The sequence below is a fragment of the Halomarina oriensis genome, from assembly GCF_009791395.1.
GTDB classification, from domain to species: Archaea; Halobacteriota; Halobacteria; order Halobacteriales; family Haloarculaceae; genus Halomarina; species Halomarina oriensis.
The window spans coordinates 121,353-137,024 of sequence record NZ_WSZK01000012.1; the positions used below are offsets into that span (position 1 = coordinate 121,353).

15 protein-coding genes and 2 tRNA genes are annotated in these 15,672 nt (G+C 66.5%); 11 read left to right on the plus strand and 6 right to left on the minus strand.

The annotated features are described in order from the left end of the window. Positions 1-333: 333 nt before the first annotated feature. The 4 genes from GQS65_RS05755 to GQS65_RS05770 all read left to right on the plus strand — a co-directional run bounded on the left by GQS65_RS05755 (position 334) and on the right by GQS65_RS05770 (position 4,080). Positions 334-1,686 carry a ribonuclease J gene (locus GQS65_RS05755; protein WP_158203709.1) on the plus strand — a complete coding sequence of 451 codons (1,353 nt, stop codon included), beginning with the start codon at positions 334-336 and terminating at the stop codon, positions 1,684-1,686. Next, the gene (gene idsA3 / locus GQS65_RS05760) at positions 1,683-2,711 is read left to right on the plus strand and encodes a geranylfarnesyl diphosphate synthase (protein ID WP_158203710.1); all 1,029 of its coding nucleotides are present in this window, start codon (positions 1,683-1,685) and stop codon (positions 2,709-2,711) included. The genes GQS65_RS05755 and idsA3 overlap by 4 nt, the downstream gene beginning before the upstream one ends. 108 nt (positions 2,712-2,819) lie before the next feature. Continuing rightward, positions 2,820-3,035 carry a DUF4177 domain-containing protein gene (locus GQS65_RS05765; RefSeq protein ID WP_158203711.1) on the plus strand — a complete coding sequence of 72 codons (216 nt, stop codon included), beginning with the start codon at positions 2,820-2,822 and terminating at the stop codon, positions 3,033-3,035. Then, positions 3,028-4,080 (plus strand): hypothetical protein, encoded by a 1,053-nt coding sequence (locus GQS65_RS05770; RefSeq protein ID WP_158203712.1) that lies wholly within the window; start codon positions 3,028-3,030, stop codon positions 4,078-4,080. Before GQS65_RS05765 ends, GQS65_RS05770 begins: the two co-directional genes overlap by 8 nt. A 153-nt stretch (positions 4,081-4,233) precedes the next feature. Here GQS65_RS05770 and GQS65_RS05775 read toward each other — a convergent pair whose 3' ends face one another. Next, entirely contained in the window at positions 4,234-5,679 is a 1,446-nt protein-coding gene (locus GQS65_RS05775) for a DHH family phosphoesterase (protein WP_158203713.1), read from the minus strand. 299 nt (positions 5,680-5,978) lie between these two features. Between GQS65_RS05775 and GQS65_RS05780 the strand changes: the two genes are divergently transcribed. Continuing rightward, positions 5,979-6,052, plus strand: a tRNA-Lys gene (locus GQS65_RS05780). A 204-nt stretch (positions 6,053-6,256) separates the two neighbouring features. Here the strand turns inward: GQS65_RS05780 and GQS65_RS05785 are convergent. The 4 genes from GQS65_RS05785 to guaB all read right to left on the minus strand — a co-directional run bounded on the left by GQS65_RS05785 (position 6,257) and on the right by guaB (position 9,991). Then, positions 6,257-7,012, minus strand: a complete 756-nt coding sequence (locus tag GQS65_RS05785) for a glucose 1-dehydrogenase (RefSeq protein WP_158203714.1) — start codon at positions 7,010-7,012, stop codon at positions 6,257-6,259. Between the two features lie 146 nt (positions 7,013-7,158). Then, positions 7,159-7,362, minus strand: a complete 204-nt coding sequence (locus GQS65_RS05790; protein WP_158203715.1) for a hypothetical protein — start codon at positions 7,360-7,362, stop codon at positions 7,159-7,161. A gap of 55 nt (positions 7,363-7,417) precedes the next feature. Next, a complete protein-coding gene (locus GQS65_RS05795) occupies positions 7,418-8,434 on the minus strand; it encodes a sodium:calcium antiporter (RefSeq protein WP_158203716.1) in 1,017 nt (338 codons plus the stop codon). A gap of 72 nt (positions 8,435-8,506) precedes the next feature. After that, complete coding sequence (guaB, locus tag GQS65_RS05800) at positions 8,507-9,991, minus strand: IMP dehydrogenase (protein WP_158203717.1); 1,485 nt, start codon at positions 9,989-9,991, stop codon at positions 8,507-8,509. Between the two features lie 432 nt (positions 9,992-10,423). Between guaB and GQS65_RS05805 the strand changes: the two genes are divergently transcribed. The 6 genes from GQS65_RS05805 to GQS65_RS05830 all read left to right on the plus strand — a co-directional run bounded on the left by GQS65_RS05805 (position 10,424) and on the right by GQS65_RS05830 (position 14,506). After that, complete coding sequence (locus GQS65_RS05805) at positions 10,424-11,395, plus strand: DUF5794 domain-containing protein (protein ID WP_158203718.1); 972 nt, start codon at positions 10,424-10,426, stop codon at positions 11,393-11,395. 38 nt (positions 11,396-11,433) lie between these two features. Then, positions 11,434-11,661, plus strand: a complete 228-nt coding sequence (locus GQS65_RS05810) for a DUF5795 family protein (protein ID WP_158203719.1) — start codon at positions 11,434-11,436, stop codon at positions 11,659-11,661. Positions 11,662-11,781: 120 nt separating this feature from the next. Then, positions 11,782-11,961: transfer RNA gene (locus GQS65_RS05815), tRNA-Trp, on the plus strand. Positions 11,962-12,237: 276 nt separating this feature from the next. Further along, positions 12,238-12,498, plus strand: a complete 261-nt coding sequence (locus GQS65_RS05820) for a HalOD1 output domain-containing protein (protein WP_158203720.1) — start codon at positions 12,238-12,240, stop codon at positions 12,496-12,498. A 113-nt stretch (positions 12,499-12,611) separates the two neighbouring features. Continuing rightward, a complete protein-coding gene (locus GQS65_RS05825; RefSeq protein ID WP_158203721.1) occupies positions 12,612-14,030 on the plus strand; it encodes a DNA polymerase Y family protein in 1,419 nt (472 codons plus the stop codon). Positions 14,031-14,086: 56 nt separating this feature from the next. After that, positions 14,087-14,506: a hypothetical protein gene (locus GQS65_RS05830; protein ID WP_158203722.1), complete on the plus strand. Its 420-nt coding sequence runs from the start codon at positions 14,087-14,089 to the stop codon at positions 14,504-14,506. A gap of 43 nt (positions 14,507-14,549) precedes the next feature. On the opposite strand, the gene GQS65_RS05835 is transcribed toward GQS65_RS05830, so the two are convergent. Beyond that, positions 14,550-15,596 carry a phytoene/squalene synthase family protein gene (locus GQS65_RS05835; RefSeq protein ID WP_158203723.1) on the minus strand — a complete coding sequence of 349 codons (1,047 nt, stop codon included), beginning with the start codon at positions 15,594-15,596 and terminating at the stop codon, positions 14,550-14,552. Between the last annotated feature and the right edge of the window lie 76 nt (positions 15,597-15,672).

A 15,672-nucleotide genomic window follows, 5' to 3' on the forward strand; every position in this document is an offset into this window, starting at 1 on the left:
TGTCGGCAGGTAATTAGGTACCCATTGAAAATGTTCGGTATCTGAGAGTGTTTCAGATATCTACCAGAGCGAGGAAAGGGGTCGGGTGGTCCTCGTTGGCGGTCCGAACCCAACTCCTTTTACCACAGTAGCCTGTAGGCCTCTACAACCGAGTAGACGGTCGCTCACGGGATGCGAGCGAGCGACCGGCGGGGTCCGGTGTGGGCTGGCCGCTCGAACGGCGGGAGGCCGACCCACACGAGAGGACCGCGCAGGAATGCAGTCTCCAGCGGTCCGTCCTCGTCGGTCGGTCGCACGGTCGCGCCCGTCGGGCGACTCCTCGGAGTCAACACTATGGAAGTCGAAATCGCAACGATTGGCGGATACGAAGAGGTCGGCCGACAGATGACGGCCGTCCGTGCCGGAGACGACGTGGTCGTCTTCGACATGGGTCTCAACCTCTCGCAGGTACTGATTCACGACAACGTCGAGACCGAGCGCATGCACAGTCTCGACCTCATCGACATGGGCGCGATTCCGGACGACCGCGTCATGTCCGACCTCGAGGGCGACGTGAAGGCCATCGTCCCGACACACGGCCACCTCGACCACATCGGGGCCATCTCGAAACTGGCCCACCGCTACGACGCCCCCATCGTCGCCACGCCGTTCACCATCGAACTCGTCAAACAGCAGATCCAGAGCGAGGAGAAGTTCGGCGTCCAGAACGACCTGCAGAAGATGAGCGCCGGTGAGACGATGAGCATCGGCGACTCGGGCAACGTCGAACTGGAGTTCGTCCACGTGACCCACTCCATCATCGACGCCATCAACCCCGTCCTCCACACGCCGGAGGGCGCGGTCGTCTACGGCCTCGACAAGCGGATGGACCACTCGCCGGTCATCGAGGACCCCATCGACATGAAGCGGTTCCGCGAGATCGGCCGCGAGGGCAACGGCGTGCTCGCGTACATCGAGGACTGTACGAACGCGGGCCGAAAGGGTCGGACGCCCTCCGAGAGCGTCGCGCGACGCCACCTGAAGGACGTCATGACGTCCATCGAGGACTGGGACGGCGGTATCGTCGCCACGACGTTCTCCAGTCACATCTCGCGGGTCACCTCGCTCGTCGAGTTCGCCAACGACATCGGCCGTCAGCCGGTCCTGTTGGGTCGCTCGATGGAGAAGTACTCGGGCACCGCCGAGCGTCTGGGCTTCGTCGACTTCCCCGACGACCTGGGGATGTACGGCCACCGCAAGAGCGTCGACCGGACGTTCAAGCGCATCATGAACGAGGGCAAGGAGAAGTTCCTGCCCATCGTGACGGGCCACCAGGGCGAGCCACGCGCGATGCTCACCCGGATGGGCCGCGGCGAGACGCCGTACCAGCTCGAGGACGGCGACAAGGTCATCTTCTCGGCGCGGGTCATCCCCGAACCCACGAACGAGGGCCAGCGCTACCAGTCCGAGAAGCTGCTGAAGATGCAGGGTGCGCGCATCTACGACGACATCCACGTCTCGGGCCACCTCCGCGAGGAGGGCCACTACGAGATGCTCCAGGCGCTCCAGCCGAAGCACGTCATCCCGGCCCACCAGGACATGAAGGGCTTCGCGCCGTACACGAGTCTCGCGGCCTCCCAGGGCTACACGCTCGGCCGTGACCTGCACGTGACGCGCAACGGGAACATGATTCAGCTGACCGAATGAGCGCCGACGGCGAACGGGTCGAACGGGCCGTCGAGGACCGCCGCGAACTGGTGAACGACGCCATCGCGGAGATGATGCCCGTACAGCGGCCCGAACGACTGTACGAGGCGTCACGCTACCTGCTCGACGCGGGCGGGAAGCGACTGCGCCCGGCGGTCGTGTTGCTCGCCGCCGAGGCAGTCGAGGGCGTCGAACCGTTCGCCGAGGACTACCGGTCGTTCGGCGGGGACGACGTCGACGTGATGGCCGCCGCCGTCAGCATCGAGGTCATCCAGTCGTTCACGCTCATCCACGACGACATCATGGACGACGACGACGTCCGCCGTGGCGTCCCGGCCGTCCACCGCGAGTACGACCTCGAAACCGCGATTCTGGCCGGTGATACGCTCTACTCGAAGGCGTTCGAGTACATGCTCGACACCGGTGCGCCCGCCGACCGCACGGTCCGGGCGCTCGACGAGTTGGCGACGACCTGTACCCGCATCTGTGAGGGACAGGCGCTCGACGTGGAGTTCGAGGAGCGCGACGCCGTCGCCCCCGACGACTACATCGACATGGTGGAGTACAAGACGGCCGTCCTGTACGCGGCGGCGGCGTCGATTCCGGCCCTCCTCGTAGGGGCCGACGACGAGGTCGTCGAGGCGCTCCGGGGCTACGGCCTCGACGTCGGCCGTGGGTTCCAGATTCAAGACGACCTGCTCGACCTGACGACGCCGAGTGAGACGCTCGGCAAGCAGCGGGGGTCGGACCTCATCGAGCGCAAGCGGACCATCATCTCGCTGCACGCCCGCGAGAACGGTGTCGACGTGGACGCGCTCGTGCCTCGTGAGCGCGACGCGGTGACGGAGGCGGACATCGACGCCGCACTCGACGAACTCTCCGCGGCGGGGAGCATCGAGTACGCCCGCGAGATGGCGACGGAGTACGTCGAGCGCGGAAAGGGTCGCCTCGAAGTGCTCCCCGACGGCGAGGCCCGACGGACGCTCGAAGACATCGCCGACTACCTCGTCGAACGCGAGTACTGACGCCGACGTTCGGTACTGAACTCGTCGACGGCAGTTCGGGCGTCGGAGTCGCCGTAACCTGCACGAGCGGCGTCAACCCTTTTCCCGTGTCCCTGTGTCGGGAGAACCATGTCGAACGAGCAGACCAGGTGGGAGTACGAGACGCTACGTGCTCCCCGCGGGTCGACGAAACACGAGACGGCCGACCCGAAAGCCGAACTGAACGAGTTGGGTACCGACGGGTGGGAGTTGGTCGGAACGGCCAGCTACTCCGGCGGCGGGACGAAGTACTACCTCCTCAAGCGACCGGTGACGGAAGCGACGGACAGGACCGCGAATGAGTGAGGGTGACGACTCCAGCGACGACGGCACCGTCAGCAAGCAGTCGGACGTCAGCACCGAGAACACGATGCGTGCTCGGGCGGGCGAGAGCCGAATCAAGCTCTGGGTGCTGCTGGGCGCGAACCGGCTGTTCGTCACCGGCGTCCTCTGTGCCATCATCTTCGTGGGGTTCATCCTGTTCGGTATCACGTTGAACCCGCCGTTCTACACGCGGGTCGCGGAGGGCGACGTCCTCGGGACGATATTCTCCACGATGACCAGCGCACTCATCACCGGCGTGACGCTGGTCGTCTCCATCAACCAGCTCGTCATCTCACAGGAGAACGGCCCGCTCGGCGACCAGCACACTCGGATGAGCAACACGCTCGACTTCCGGACGTACACCAGCGAACTCATCGGGTCGGTGACGCCCGCGGACCCCTCGGCGTTCCTCTCGACCATCGTCGAGACCTCCGAGAAACGGGCGGAACGGCTCCGCGAGGCCGTCGACGGGTGTGACAACGACCAGTTCATCGACGAAGTCGACGAGTTCGTCGGCAGTCTCACCGAGAACGCCGACACGGTCAAGGGGAAACTCGACGGCGCGACGTTCGGCACCTTCGACGTGCTGTTCGCCGCGCTGGACTACAACTACTCGTACAAGGTGTTCCAGGTCGAACGGCTCCGGGAACTGTACAGCGACGACGTCGACGAGAACACCGAAGCGGCACTCGACGACCTGCACACGTCGCTGGTGATGTTCGGCCCTGCCCGCGAACACATCAAGACGCTCTACTTCCAGTGGGCGCTGACGAGTCTCTCTCAGCTCATCGTCTACGCGGCGATTCCGGCGTTGCTCGTCTCGGGAGCGATGCTAGCGTTCGTCGACGGCGCGACGTTCACCGGGACGACGGCTGGCGTCAGCGACATCCTCTGGATCACCTCCGGGGCGTTCACCGTCGCGCTGGTGCCGTTCTTCCTGTTCGTCTCCTACGTGATGCGTATCGCTACGGTGGCGAAACGGACGCTCGCCATCGGCCCGCTCATCCTGCGGGACTCCCAGCGCTGAAGGCGGGCGGGGTCGCTACGACTCCGCTCGGCGGGCTTCGACGGGCGTCCACGTCCGACCGCGTTCCCTCGTGAGCACTCGGTCGCTGGCCGGGGCTCCAGTCACACGTTCGACAGCGACCGGAGAACCGTGTCGACCGGTAGAGCCGTGGCGTCAGCTCCCGTTGTCGCTCGCCTCGACGCCCATCGCGGAGAACAGTTTGCGTCGAACCGCCTCCTCGGTCAGCTGGAGGAGCGTGTCGCGGTTGTCCTCGCTGGTCTCGATGCCGGTGAAGATGCCGAGCGGAATCTCGACGGTGGCGTCCGTCGAGTGCCCCCGTGCCTCGCCGATGTCGCCGAAGGCGTCTTCGAGCACGGCCCCGATGTTCATCCGGATGTCCTTCGAGCGGGCGGCGAGGTAGATGGTGTCCTCGGTGATGGCGAACACCGCCGTCGTCGTGATGCCTTCGAGGTTGAGGAGGTGCTGGGCGGCCTGTGCGAGTGCGTCGCGGTCACGGACGAACCCGGCGTTCGAGACGAGGTGACTCCCCTTGACCTCCCGGTTGCGGATGGCCTCGGCGAGGACGTCGAGCGTCTCGGCGCTCATCGACGGCGACTCCACCTGTTCGAGCGTGTCGTGGTTGACGAACGGGTAGAGGTAGGCCGCCGCGGTGAGATCCGCCGGCGTCGTGTCGCGTTTGAAGTCGAGCGTCTCGGCGCGGATGCCGTACAGCAGCGCCGTCGCCACCTGCTCGGAGAGCGAGAGGTCGAACTCTTGGATGTACTTCGTCAGGATGGTCGAGGTGGCGGCGATGCTCGGTCTGACGTCGGAGAACTCTGCCTCGTACTCGATTTCGGGTTCGGCGTGGTCGATGTAGACGCCGACCGTCCGCTCTTCGAGCGGGTCGGTCGCCTGCGAGTGGTCGACGAGCGCGAGCGTGTCGTAGTCGTCCAGGTCCACGTCCGCCCGTGAGCGGAGGTCGATGCCGAGGAGGTTGACGAACGCCCGGTTCTCCTGGAGGCCGATTTCGCCCTCGTAGACGATGTCCGCCTCGACGTCTCGGGCGGCAGCGATGGCCTGCAACGCGACGGCACTGGCGATGGAGTCGGGGTCCGGACCGGGGGAGGTGAGGATGGCGAGGTCCCCGTCGGTCCCGTCGAGGACCTCGGCGAGCTGTGCCGCCTTGTACTCCAGTTCGCCCGTCTCCAGCGCCCGGAGCGCGGAGTCGGCGATGACCGCCGAGGGGTTGATGACGACGTCGGCACCGCTCTCGGAGAGGTCGTCCGCGGAGACGGGGTCCGAGGCGCGGGCGACGATGAACTGCTCGCCACCACGGGCACGGATGTTCTCGACGGCGGCCTCGTTGGCCTCCTCGTCGGAGGAGAGGATGAGGATGACGTCCCGGTCGGCGACGGTGTCGGCGACGTCGCCGTCACGGATGTCGGCGGTCCGCGCGTCCATGTCCTGGTCACGGAGGGCTTCGACCCGCCCCTCGTCCATGTCGAGGATGAGGACGTCCTTCCCTTCCGCCTCGAGTTCCTCAGCGACGGCGTGTCCGACGCTGCCACACCCCAAGATAGCGTAGGTGGACATCGACGCCATCGTGATGGCGGTACTCATGATATCCTACTTCTGGCGGCCGACTACTTGAAACCAGTTACTCGAAAGCGAGCGGAAGCGACGGCTCGTCGGGGCGAAAGAGGCACGCTGGGGCGCGATTCGCCCCACGCCTGCGTCCGGGAGCGGTTTCCCTTCCGGGAGCCCACGGTCGGTGGCCGACGGCCCACGGCGGCCACCGTCCTCGCTCCCGTACCTTCGGGGTTCGACGGGGTGTACAAATCGTTTGTGGCCAGTTCACAGCCGCCTCGCGCTCCCCGAACAGAAACCTATATGAATCGACCGACCACAGTCGAAACCAGGGGCTGATAGCTCAGCCAGGCAGAGCATCTGGCTCTTAACCAGACGGCCGAGGGTTCAAATCCCTCTCAGCCCGTTTCTGCTCCGAGTGCTTGCACGAGGAGTGAAACGGCCGTGGGGTTGAACCAGGGAGCGAAACGAGCGCCAGCGAGCGGAGCGACCGAGGTTCGAATCCCTCCCAGCCCGTTTTCCTGTGACGTCGTCGGGACACTCGTGTTCTGACTGCCAGCCGAACCACGACACGGTTCGGCGAGAACCGACGTGCGGCGCGGAACGGTCGCTACTGCGCCAGCAGTCCGCCGTCGATGACTATCGGTTGTCCCATGACGTACGAGGCGTCCTCGGAACAGAGCCAGACGACGGTACTCGCTATCTCCTGGGGGTCCCCGAGACGCCCCGCCGGGATGCCGGCAGTGATTCTCTCCATCTCCTCGGTGTTGTCCTCCCCCGCCTGTTGGACCATTGGCGTGTCGATGACGCCGGGGCAGACGGCGTTGAACCGGATGCCGTCCTCGGCGTAGTCGACCGTCGCCCGGCGCGTCAGTCCGATGACGCCGTGCTTGCTGGCGGCGTAGTGTGCGCTCCCGTTCGCGCTCACGCCTGCGACCGACGAGGTGTTGACGATGGCCCCACCGCCGCGGTCGGCCATCTCCGGTATCTCGGCTTTCAGACACCGCCAGACCCCCTTCAGGTTGATGTCTATCATCCGGTCCCACGCCGCCTCGTCGTACTCGGCGAGACGCGTGCCTTCGTCCGCGATGCCGGCGTTGTTGTGCGCGAAGTCCAGTCCACCGTACTCGTCGAGCGCCGTCTGGACCATGGCGTCCACGTCGTCGGAATCGGTGACGTCGGTTCGGACGAACGTCGCCTCCCCTCCATCACCCTGAATCAGCTCTACCGTCTCGTCCCCACCCTCTTCGTCGATGTCCGCGACGACGACGCTCGCCTCCTCCTCGGCGAATCGCAGTGCGGTCTGTCGTCCGATACCCGAGCCACCACCGGTCACGATTGCGACTCCGTCTTTGATTCCGTTCATGAATTGTCACACCACACGTGGTCGTGTGGAGTAGTACCATCTACCACGACGCTCGTGGAATACGTGTCGGATAGTACACAACGACGATACAGTCTCTTCCGGTCGAAGAACGGCGCTCGCTCGGGTGGGCCGCGTCGAACGGGCCGTCACGTGCGTCGTCGTGCTACTGCAATCGAGGCGACGGCGAACCCACCGACGACAGCGACGGCCGTCGACGGGCCCGTCACCAGTGGGTCGGTCGGATTCGGTGCGAACAGCGTGAACAGGACGAACAGCGCGAATGCGGTGAACGTCGCTTCGAGGACGTATCTGACTTCGCCGGACAGTGCTGCGAGCGTGAGGGAGGGCATCGGTTCACGATACGACCGTGCTGATAAATCCCTTCGGGTCGCTCCCGAGTCGAGGTCAGAACCCGGGGACGAGAGCGGTGTAGCCGAGCGTCTCACTGACCATCCAGCCGACGAACCCGGCGTAGACGACGAGCAACACCCCCGATTCGCGTGGCGTCAGTTCGAGTTCGGTTCGCAGGAGGCCGAAGACGACGACGGTGGCGAGTGTCAGAAAGCCCATCGTCGGGACGACGACGGAGAAGTCCACGTCGACGGTCCCGAAGATGAGGACGCCGACGGGAACGACGACCAGCAGGTCGAAGATGTTGCTCCCGAAGACGTTGGCGAGACTCGTCACGCCGTCGCCACGCCGGGCCGCCCGGACGCTGACGAGCGTGTCGGGGAGGCTGGTCGCGGCCGCGATGACGGTGATGCCCCACAGTGCGGAGGGGGTGTCGAAGATGTCGCTGAGGTGGAGTGCTGCTTCGACCAGTTGCTCGACGGCGACGGCGATGACGACGAGACTCACGAGCAGGAACAGCCACTCTTTGAGGACCGAGAGGTCGGCCGGGGGCGACTCGGAGTCGTAGTCGCTCGTGTCCTGGTACTGGGTGAAGACGTACACACCGTACAGGAGGAGTGGGATGACTGCGAGTTCGCGGGTGACCTGCCCGAGCAACTGCCCGTCGCTGCCGGTCGGGTAGTAGATGACCGCGAGCGCGAACGTGATGATGAGCGCACTGACGCTCACCATGTAGAACTGCGCCTCCTTGTAGACGATGTCGCGGTTCGCGCCCACGCCTTCGCCGTAGAGACCACTGATGGCGGGGATGACGAGCACGTTGAAGATGGCGGAGCCGACGATGGCGCTCACACCGAGGTTGAAGTCGTTCTCGATGGCGGCGAAGACGACGCTCGCCAGTTCGGGGAACGACGACCCGATGGCGACGACGATAGCGCCGTGGACCACGGGGGGAAGTCCGTAGTACAGCGAGAGGTTCTCGGCGGCCCGTTCGAGGAGGGAGCTACCGCCCCAGACGAACGCCGTGGCGACGACGACGGTGAGGGCGATGACGAGGAGTTCGACGAGCATCTGCGGGGAGTGACGGCGTCCCCGGACTTAATCGGTCCGAAGACGGACGCGACAGCCGACTGTCGAGAGCGACTACTCGCCGGGTTTGTAGTTCGGCGCTTCGTCGGTGATGACGACGTCGTGAGCGTGTGACTCCTTCTGCCCGGCCGCGGAGACGCGGACGAACTCCGAGCGCTCCTTGAACGCGGGAATCGACTCCGCGCCGACGTAGCCCATCCCCGACTGCATCCCGCCGACGAGTTGGTGGAGTTCGGAGGCGAGCGGTCCCTTGTACGGCGTCGCTGCCTCGACACCTTCGGGAACGAACTCCTCGTCCTCCTCGGCGTCCTTGAGGTAGCGGTCACCGCCGCCCTCGCTCATCGCACCGACCGAGCCCATGCCGCGGTACTGCTTGTAGCGCTTGCCGTTCATCGTGATGACGCGGCCGGGCGCTTCGTCGGTGCCCGCGAAGTACGACCCGAGCATCACGGCGTCTGCCCCCGCCGCGATGGCCTTGATGGCGTCGCCGGAGTATCGAATCCCACCGTCGGCGATGACGGGGACGTCGTGCTCGCTGGCGACGTCCGCGACGCCCGCGACGGCCGTAATCTGGGGCATCCCCGACCCGCTCACGACGCGCGTCGTACAGATGGAACCGGGGCCGATACCGACCTTCAGGCCGTCGGCGAAGCCGACGAGTTCCTCGGCGGCTTCGGGCGTGCCGATGTTCCCGACGACGACGTCGGCGTCGACGCTCCCCTCGATGTCGCGGGCGGAGTCGACGACGTTGCGGTTGTGCGCGTGCGCGCAGTCGATGAACAGCACGTCCGCACCGGCCTCGTCGGCGGCGATGGCACGGTCCATCTCGAAGGGGCCGACGGCGACGCCCGCTCGGAGTCGGCCGTCGTCGTCGCGGGCGGCCTCGTCGTACTCACGGCGCTGGAGGATGCCCTGCATCGTGACGAGGCCGGCGAGTTTCCCCTCGTCGTCGACGATGGGGACGCGCTCGATCTTGTGTTCGTACATCAGTTCGAGCGCCGCGCGCGCACCGACGTCCTCGCTCGCGGTGATGACCTTCTCGGTCATCGCCTCGCGCACCTCGTCGGACTCGCCGACCTCCAGATACGGCCGGATGTCCGTCCCGGAGATGATGCCGAGGACGGTGCCGTCGTCGGCGACGACGGGTGCCCCGGAGACGCCCTCGCGGGCCATCATCGAGTCGACGTCACGGACCGTCTGGTCTGGTGCGGCGGTGACGACGTCGCGGATGATGAGTTCGTCGGCGCGTTTGACCGTGGTGACCGCCGCCGCCGTCTCCTCGACGGTCATGTTCCGGTGGAGTACGCCGAGACCACCGTTCCGGGCCATCGCAACGGCGAGGCCGGCTTCGGTGACCGTGTCCATCGCCGCCGAGAGGACGGGGATGGTGAGCGTCACGTTCTTCGAGACACGGGTGTGGGTGTCGGCCTCGTCGGGTTCGACTCGACTCTCCATCGGTCGCAGGAGAACGTCGTCGAACGTGAGCGCTTCCGGGACTCGAAGCTTCTCGGAGAACGTGTCGTGGGGAGTCTCCGCCATGTAAGCGGTGGTCGGCCGCGGCGCAAAAACGTTGCGAGACCGCCCGGTGTGAGGCAACACTTGCCAGCGGCAGGGGAGCCGCCGAGTCATAACTGGACGTTCGTAGACGATATGTGGGTTGGCCTTGCGTGAGAAACGATGACAACCCCGCTATTGCTTGAGAACGTTTCGTCCCGTGCGGGCACGTCTCACACAACGTTTATTGAGTCATGTGCAATTGTCTGAGACATGGACTCCGCACGTTCCGTCGGCGGTCGTCCCGGGTTGCAACTTCTCGCTACCGGAGAGACCAAACCGTCGACAGGGACCATGCGGAACACAGTCACGTGGCGGGCTCCGTTCGCCGTGCGCGACGCGGCGACGGTCCGACTCCGCCCTCGGTATCGTGACGGTGAGTCCCGTCTGGCCCCTGGTGAGGCCTGTTCCGCCTGAATGAGCACTTCGAGACACCCAATCGCGCTTCGACTGGAGCGACAGGTCGGTCGCGGGACCAAGCTACTCGGGACCGTGATGGGCCTCCCACTCGTCGACGGCATCTTCGCCGCACTCGTCCTGGCCGGCGCGCTGACGACGGCCGAAGGCGGCATCAACCCCGTCGGCGTCTTCGAGGTCGGACTGCTCGTCTTCGGCGGCAGTGCGACGCTCGCGGTCATCCTCGCGGAGATGGAAGGGACGACCAGACAGCGTATCACGAGCGTCCTGCTCGTGGGCGCACTCGTCGTCCCGCTGGCGGCCGCCGAAGCGGCTATCGCGCCGACCATCGAGGCCGCCATCTCCATCGACATCTTCAACCGCTTCGCCGCGCTCGTCATCCTCGCTATCGCGGCGAAGACGGCCAGTTCGACCGTCGGCGAGTGGCTGCCCCGGCCCGGCGCTATCATCGGACTGGGCCTCATCGCCAGCCTCACGCCGGCGGGCGCGACGCTCGTCGTCGACCCCGACCCGACGCAGATGCTCGCCGCCGCGGCCGCGGCGGGCGTCGGTGTCGCGTTCGCCCTGCTCGTCGCCGTCGCCGGGCCCACACTCCGCGGACTGGTCGACCTCGACCGGTTCCGATTCGGCAGCGCCGTCGCACTCGGTGTGCTCCCGCTGACCCTGCTACAGGTCATCGACACCGACGTGCCGCTGGCGCTGGCCGTCCTCGGCGTCACGTGCCTGCTCTCGCTCGACCCGGACTCCAGCGATATCGAGTTCGGATTCGGCGAGAGCGCGACGACCAGCAGCGACGGCGGTCCCAGCACCCCCCGTCCTGCCCCTGCTCCCGAGGACGACGCGCCGTCGACCGCTCACCGCGATGCTGCTGCCGACCCGGAAGCACGGGGGGCGAACGCCGGCGGCCCGGCGACCGACGGCGGGCCCGACCCCGAGGGAGGCGACGACCCCGGCCGCGCTCCGTGGCTGTAGAGTGCAGGGCTTAAGCCGCTGACCCTCCGCGTTCTTCTATGGACAACCGTGTCGTGCAGGGCCGCATGGTCACGCCGAAATCGCTCGCAGAACTCGTCGAGGGGGAGTCGGTCATGGACGCCGAAGCCATCGAGGACGCCGACCGGGACTGCCCCGAGTGCGGCGAGAACGTCGTGACCGTCGGCTACATGCCCTCCGTGACCGAGTTCGTCACCGCCTACAAGTGCCAGGAGTGTGACTGGGGGACGACCGATAGAGAGGAGTGAGGAGTCGAGTGAGCGCCCTCGCGGACCGAGTCGAAGCGGGCGGGTGTGAGGTGCCCCGCCGTCGCCGTGCACTCTCCGAATCGAAACCGCTTTAGGGCTCATCGCCGTCGTCGGAGACGAGGGGACGTGGCCAAGCCAGGCATGGCGACTGACTCCAGAGGCCACGCGCCCGGTGACGAGACTCCAGACTGATATACCGAGCGGCCGACTGATCATCGGTTCGCGTTGACGACCCTCTGGAGTACCGAGGCGCACACCGGAGATATCAGTCGATCGGGGGTTCAAATCCCTCCGTCCCCATCTTCTCGCCGCGAGCAACACCGCGAGTAGCATCGGCACCTCGATGCCCGGTCGGCCGTCGGGTCGTCGAGTCGTCGTCTCGACTGTCACGAGGACGTCGACATAGGCCGATGCGCCAGTGGGTAGGGATGTCGGGAGCGAGGTAGCGTCGCGTCGGACGAGGACGAGGGGACGGGGTGTCGAATCACCGTCCACTACCACCTGAGCCACCCGTCCGACCTCCCCGCTATCCAGATAGACAGCATACTTTTTATGTGATAGGCCACCGTTCAGGTGATGACAGAAACCCGCCCCTCCGTCGCCGTCGTCGAAGCCATCGCTCGTGAAGCAGGCGTCAGCCCTCTCGACCTCCCGCCGCTGTACGACGCCATCGACCCCGACTCCCTCGACAGACTCCTCCCCCAGGACGGCACCGCCGAGATGACGTTCCGCTACTACGGCTACGAGGTCACGCTCAGTGACGCCAGCGACGTGCGGGTCACGGCGGTGGAGTGTGCCAGCGACACGACCGGTCGGCAGGTCGCCGTGGTCGACTGACGACGGCCGGCGGGACCGACCCCTCCGAGAACGGCGTTCGAGCGGACGACCCGACGTGTTCACCTTCACTCCGGACTGAACAACTACTAACCGCTGGACACGTAGCCTCTCGTATGCCCGACGTGGAGGCGACGGCGGGGCCGACCGACGACGAGCGTGTCGTCCTCCACGTCGATATGGACTGTTTCTACGCCGCGTGCGAGCGTCGCCGGGAACCGGCGCTCGACGGAGAACCCGTCGTCGTCGGGATGGGCTACGAGGGAGGAGAGACACACGGCGCGGTCGCTACGGCGAGTTACGAGGCCCGCGAACACGGCGTCGAGAGCGCACAGCCCATCTCACAGGCCCTCGACGCCCTCCCCCGAATCGACGAGGGCGACGGACGCGAGGACGAGCGCAGGGGCGAGACGAGAGACTGCGGGGAGGGAGGTCCGGCCGGCTACTACCGGCCGGTGGATATGGCGTACTACGAGTCGGTCAGCGGGGAGGTGAAGAGCATCCTCAACGAGGTGGCCGAGACGGTCCGGGAGGTGAGCATCGACGAGGCGTATCTCGACGTGACCGACCGGGTGGGCTGGCACAGCGTCGCCGTCTTCGCCAGGAGCCTGAAGACGCGCATCGACGAGGAGGTGGGCGTCCCCGCCAGTATCGGGGTCGCACCGAACATGTCGACGGCGAAGATAGCGAGCGACCACGACAAACCCGACGGACTCGTCGTCGTCGAACCCGACGAGGTCCGCTCGTTTCTCGCACCGCTGCCGGTCGATGACCTCCACGGCGTCGGGCCGGTCACGGCACGAGAACTGCGCTCGATGGGTATCGAGACGGCGAACGACCTCGCGGCCGCCGACCAGGGTGCGCTCGTCGACCGGTTCGGGTCCCGCGGGCGAGCGTTCCACCAGCGTGCCCGCGGCGTCGACCCCCGCGTGGTCGAACCGGTCGGACGGCCCAAGAGCCTCTCCAGCGAGTCCGCGTTCACCGGGGCGACCGACGACCCGGAACGAATCGAAGAGCGGTTGACCAGCCTCGCGGCGGAGGTGGCGGACCGTGCCGAGGAGCGTGGGGCGCTCTACAAGACCATCGGCATCAAGGTCGTTCGACCACCGTTCGACGTCAACACCCGCGCACGGTCGCTCTCCGGACCGGTCGCGGACGCCGAACTCGTCCGGTCCGTGGCGACCGAACTCGTGACCGAGTTCGATGGCCAGCGGGTCCGAAAGCTCGGTGTCCGAGTCTCGAACCTCTCGTTCGCCGAGGGGACGCAGTCGGGGCTCGGTCGCTGGGAGGGCCACGAGAGCGACGTCGAGTCGACGGGACGGTCCGCGGCGCGTGACGAGCGCTCGCCGAGCGCCGACCGACCGGACCCTCCGGACGGCGTGACGACTCCTACTCTGACCGAGTGGGGTGACGCCGACGGGTCGAACGGGGAGGCCGACGCCACCCGGACCACGGCACCGCCGACCGAGACCGACGGCGGGGACTCGACGACGGCGCTCCCGCCCGGGCAGACCACCGTCTTCGACTTCGTGTGAGAGCGTCTCTCGCGCCATGGTAACGGTTTAGTGGTGGGGTCTGAAAGTCGACACGTATGGCGACTTTACGAAGTACCCTCCGCTTCGTCGTGTTCATCGTAGCGATAATGCTGTTTCTCGTCGGCGGTGCGTCGTGGATCATCGGCGCCGACCAGGACTACTCCGTCACCTACGAACGGGTCGAGGAGAACGTCCCCGGTCGGGCACAGGCCTCCGACTGGGACGTCGGGTCCTACGGTGCTCTCGACGAACAGCAGCGACAGGACTTCCAGCGAGCGGTCGACGGGGAGGTCGTCACCTACGAGAACGACCCCGAGTGGCCGGACGTCATCGAGAAGGACGACCGCTACTACGTCTTCAGCGTCAACGGCCACTTCGACTGGTTCGACCCGGGGACGTTCGGACCGCTCGCCGCGAGTCTCGTCGGTCTGGTGGCAGTCGTCTTAGTCGCCCGCGACGAACACCGGGAGTACTGACCGACCACGTTCCCCGTTCACGTCCGGGAGTCGGACGCGACGGTCAGCGCTCGGCTTCGACCGTCCGCTCCAGGCGGTCGAGCACCGTCGGGTCGAACGGGGCCGCGGTCAGCGCCGTCATCAGTTCGTGGACCTCCTCGCGTGACACCTTGACCGACGTCCCCGAGAGGACGTCGTCGAGGTTGCCTTCGAGTTCGCGGAGCGTCGCCAGCGCCAGGAGGTACGGCAGGCCGAACGGCGCGAGCGAGAGCTGAGCGGTCCGGGCACAGCGTTCGAGGTACTCGTGTGCGTCGGCGCGGAACGACCGGGCGTGGCCGATGACCCGCCGGAGCGCCCGTCGGGTGCCGTCCCGGTGTTCGTCGGCGAGCAGTCGGTCCTGCGGGACGTCCTCGCCCAGCCACTCGCGGGGGACGTAGATGTTGTCCTCCTCGTGGTAGTCGGTGTGGACGTCCTTGGCGACGTTGACCAACTGGAGGAGGTTCCCGAAGCCCTCGGCGCGAGCGCGGAGGTACCGTTCGGTCTCGGGGTCGGCGTCGAGGGTGACGAGGTTGGTGATGAGGTGGCCGACGGTGCCGGCGACGACGTAGCAGTACTGGTCGAGTTCCTCGCGGGTGTCCAGTCGGAGGCCGGTGTCGTCCCGGCCGCGTTCGACGAACTCCGCCATCCCGACGACGAGTTCGCGGACCGGCGGTCGCATCGCGGCTCTGACCTCCTCGTCGAAGCCCTCGAAGGCCTCGACGATGCGAGCGGTCTCCCGGACGACGGTCCAGTCGTCGTCGTCGTCGCCGTCGTCGGGGATCCATCGCTCGACGGCGTCGAGGAACGCCTCGACGGTCGTCTCGTCGGTCGGGTCGAGCACCCCGTCGTACTGCCGGAGCAAGCGTGCCTTCTCCCGTGGCGGGATGTGGCCAGCGTCCTCGACGGTGTCCGGGACGCGACACAGCAGGTAGCCGACGCAGATGTAGTCGCTCATCGGAGCGTCGAGGAGACGGATGGTGACCGCGAACGACCGAGAGACGGTAGGGACGACGTCGTGACACCACGAGAGGGGGGCAGTGTCCAGCGCGGTCTCGGCGTGGGTGTCGGTCATCTACTACCTCGTACGACTCTAAGACGTTTAACCTACTGGGAGTCGTTCCGCGGCCCTACCACGATGCTTCGGTATC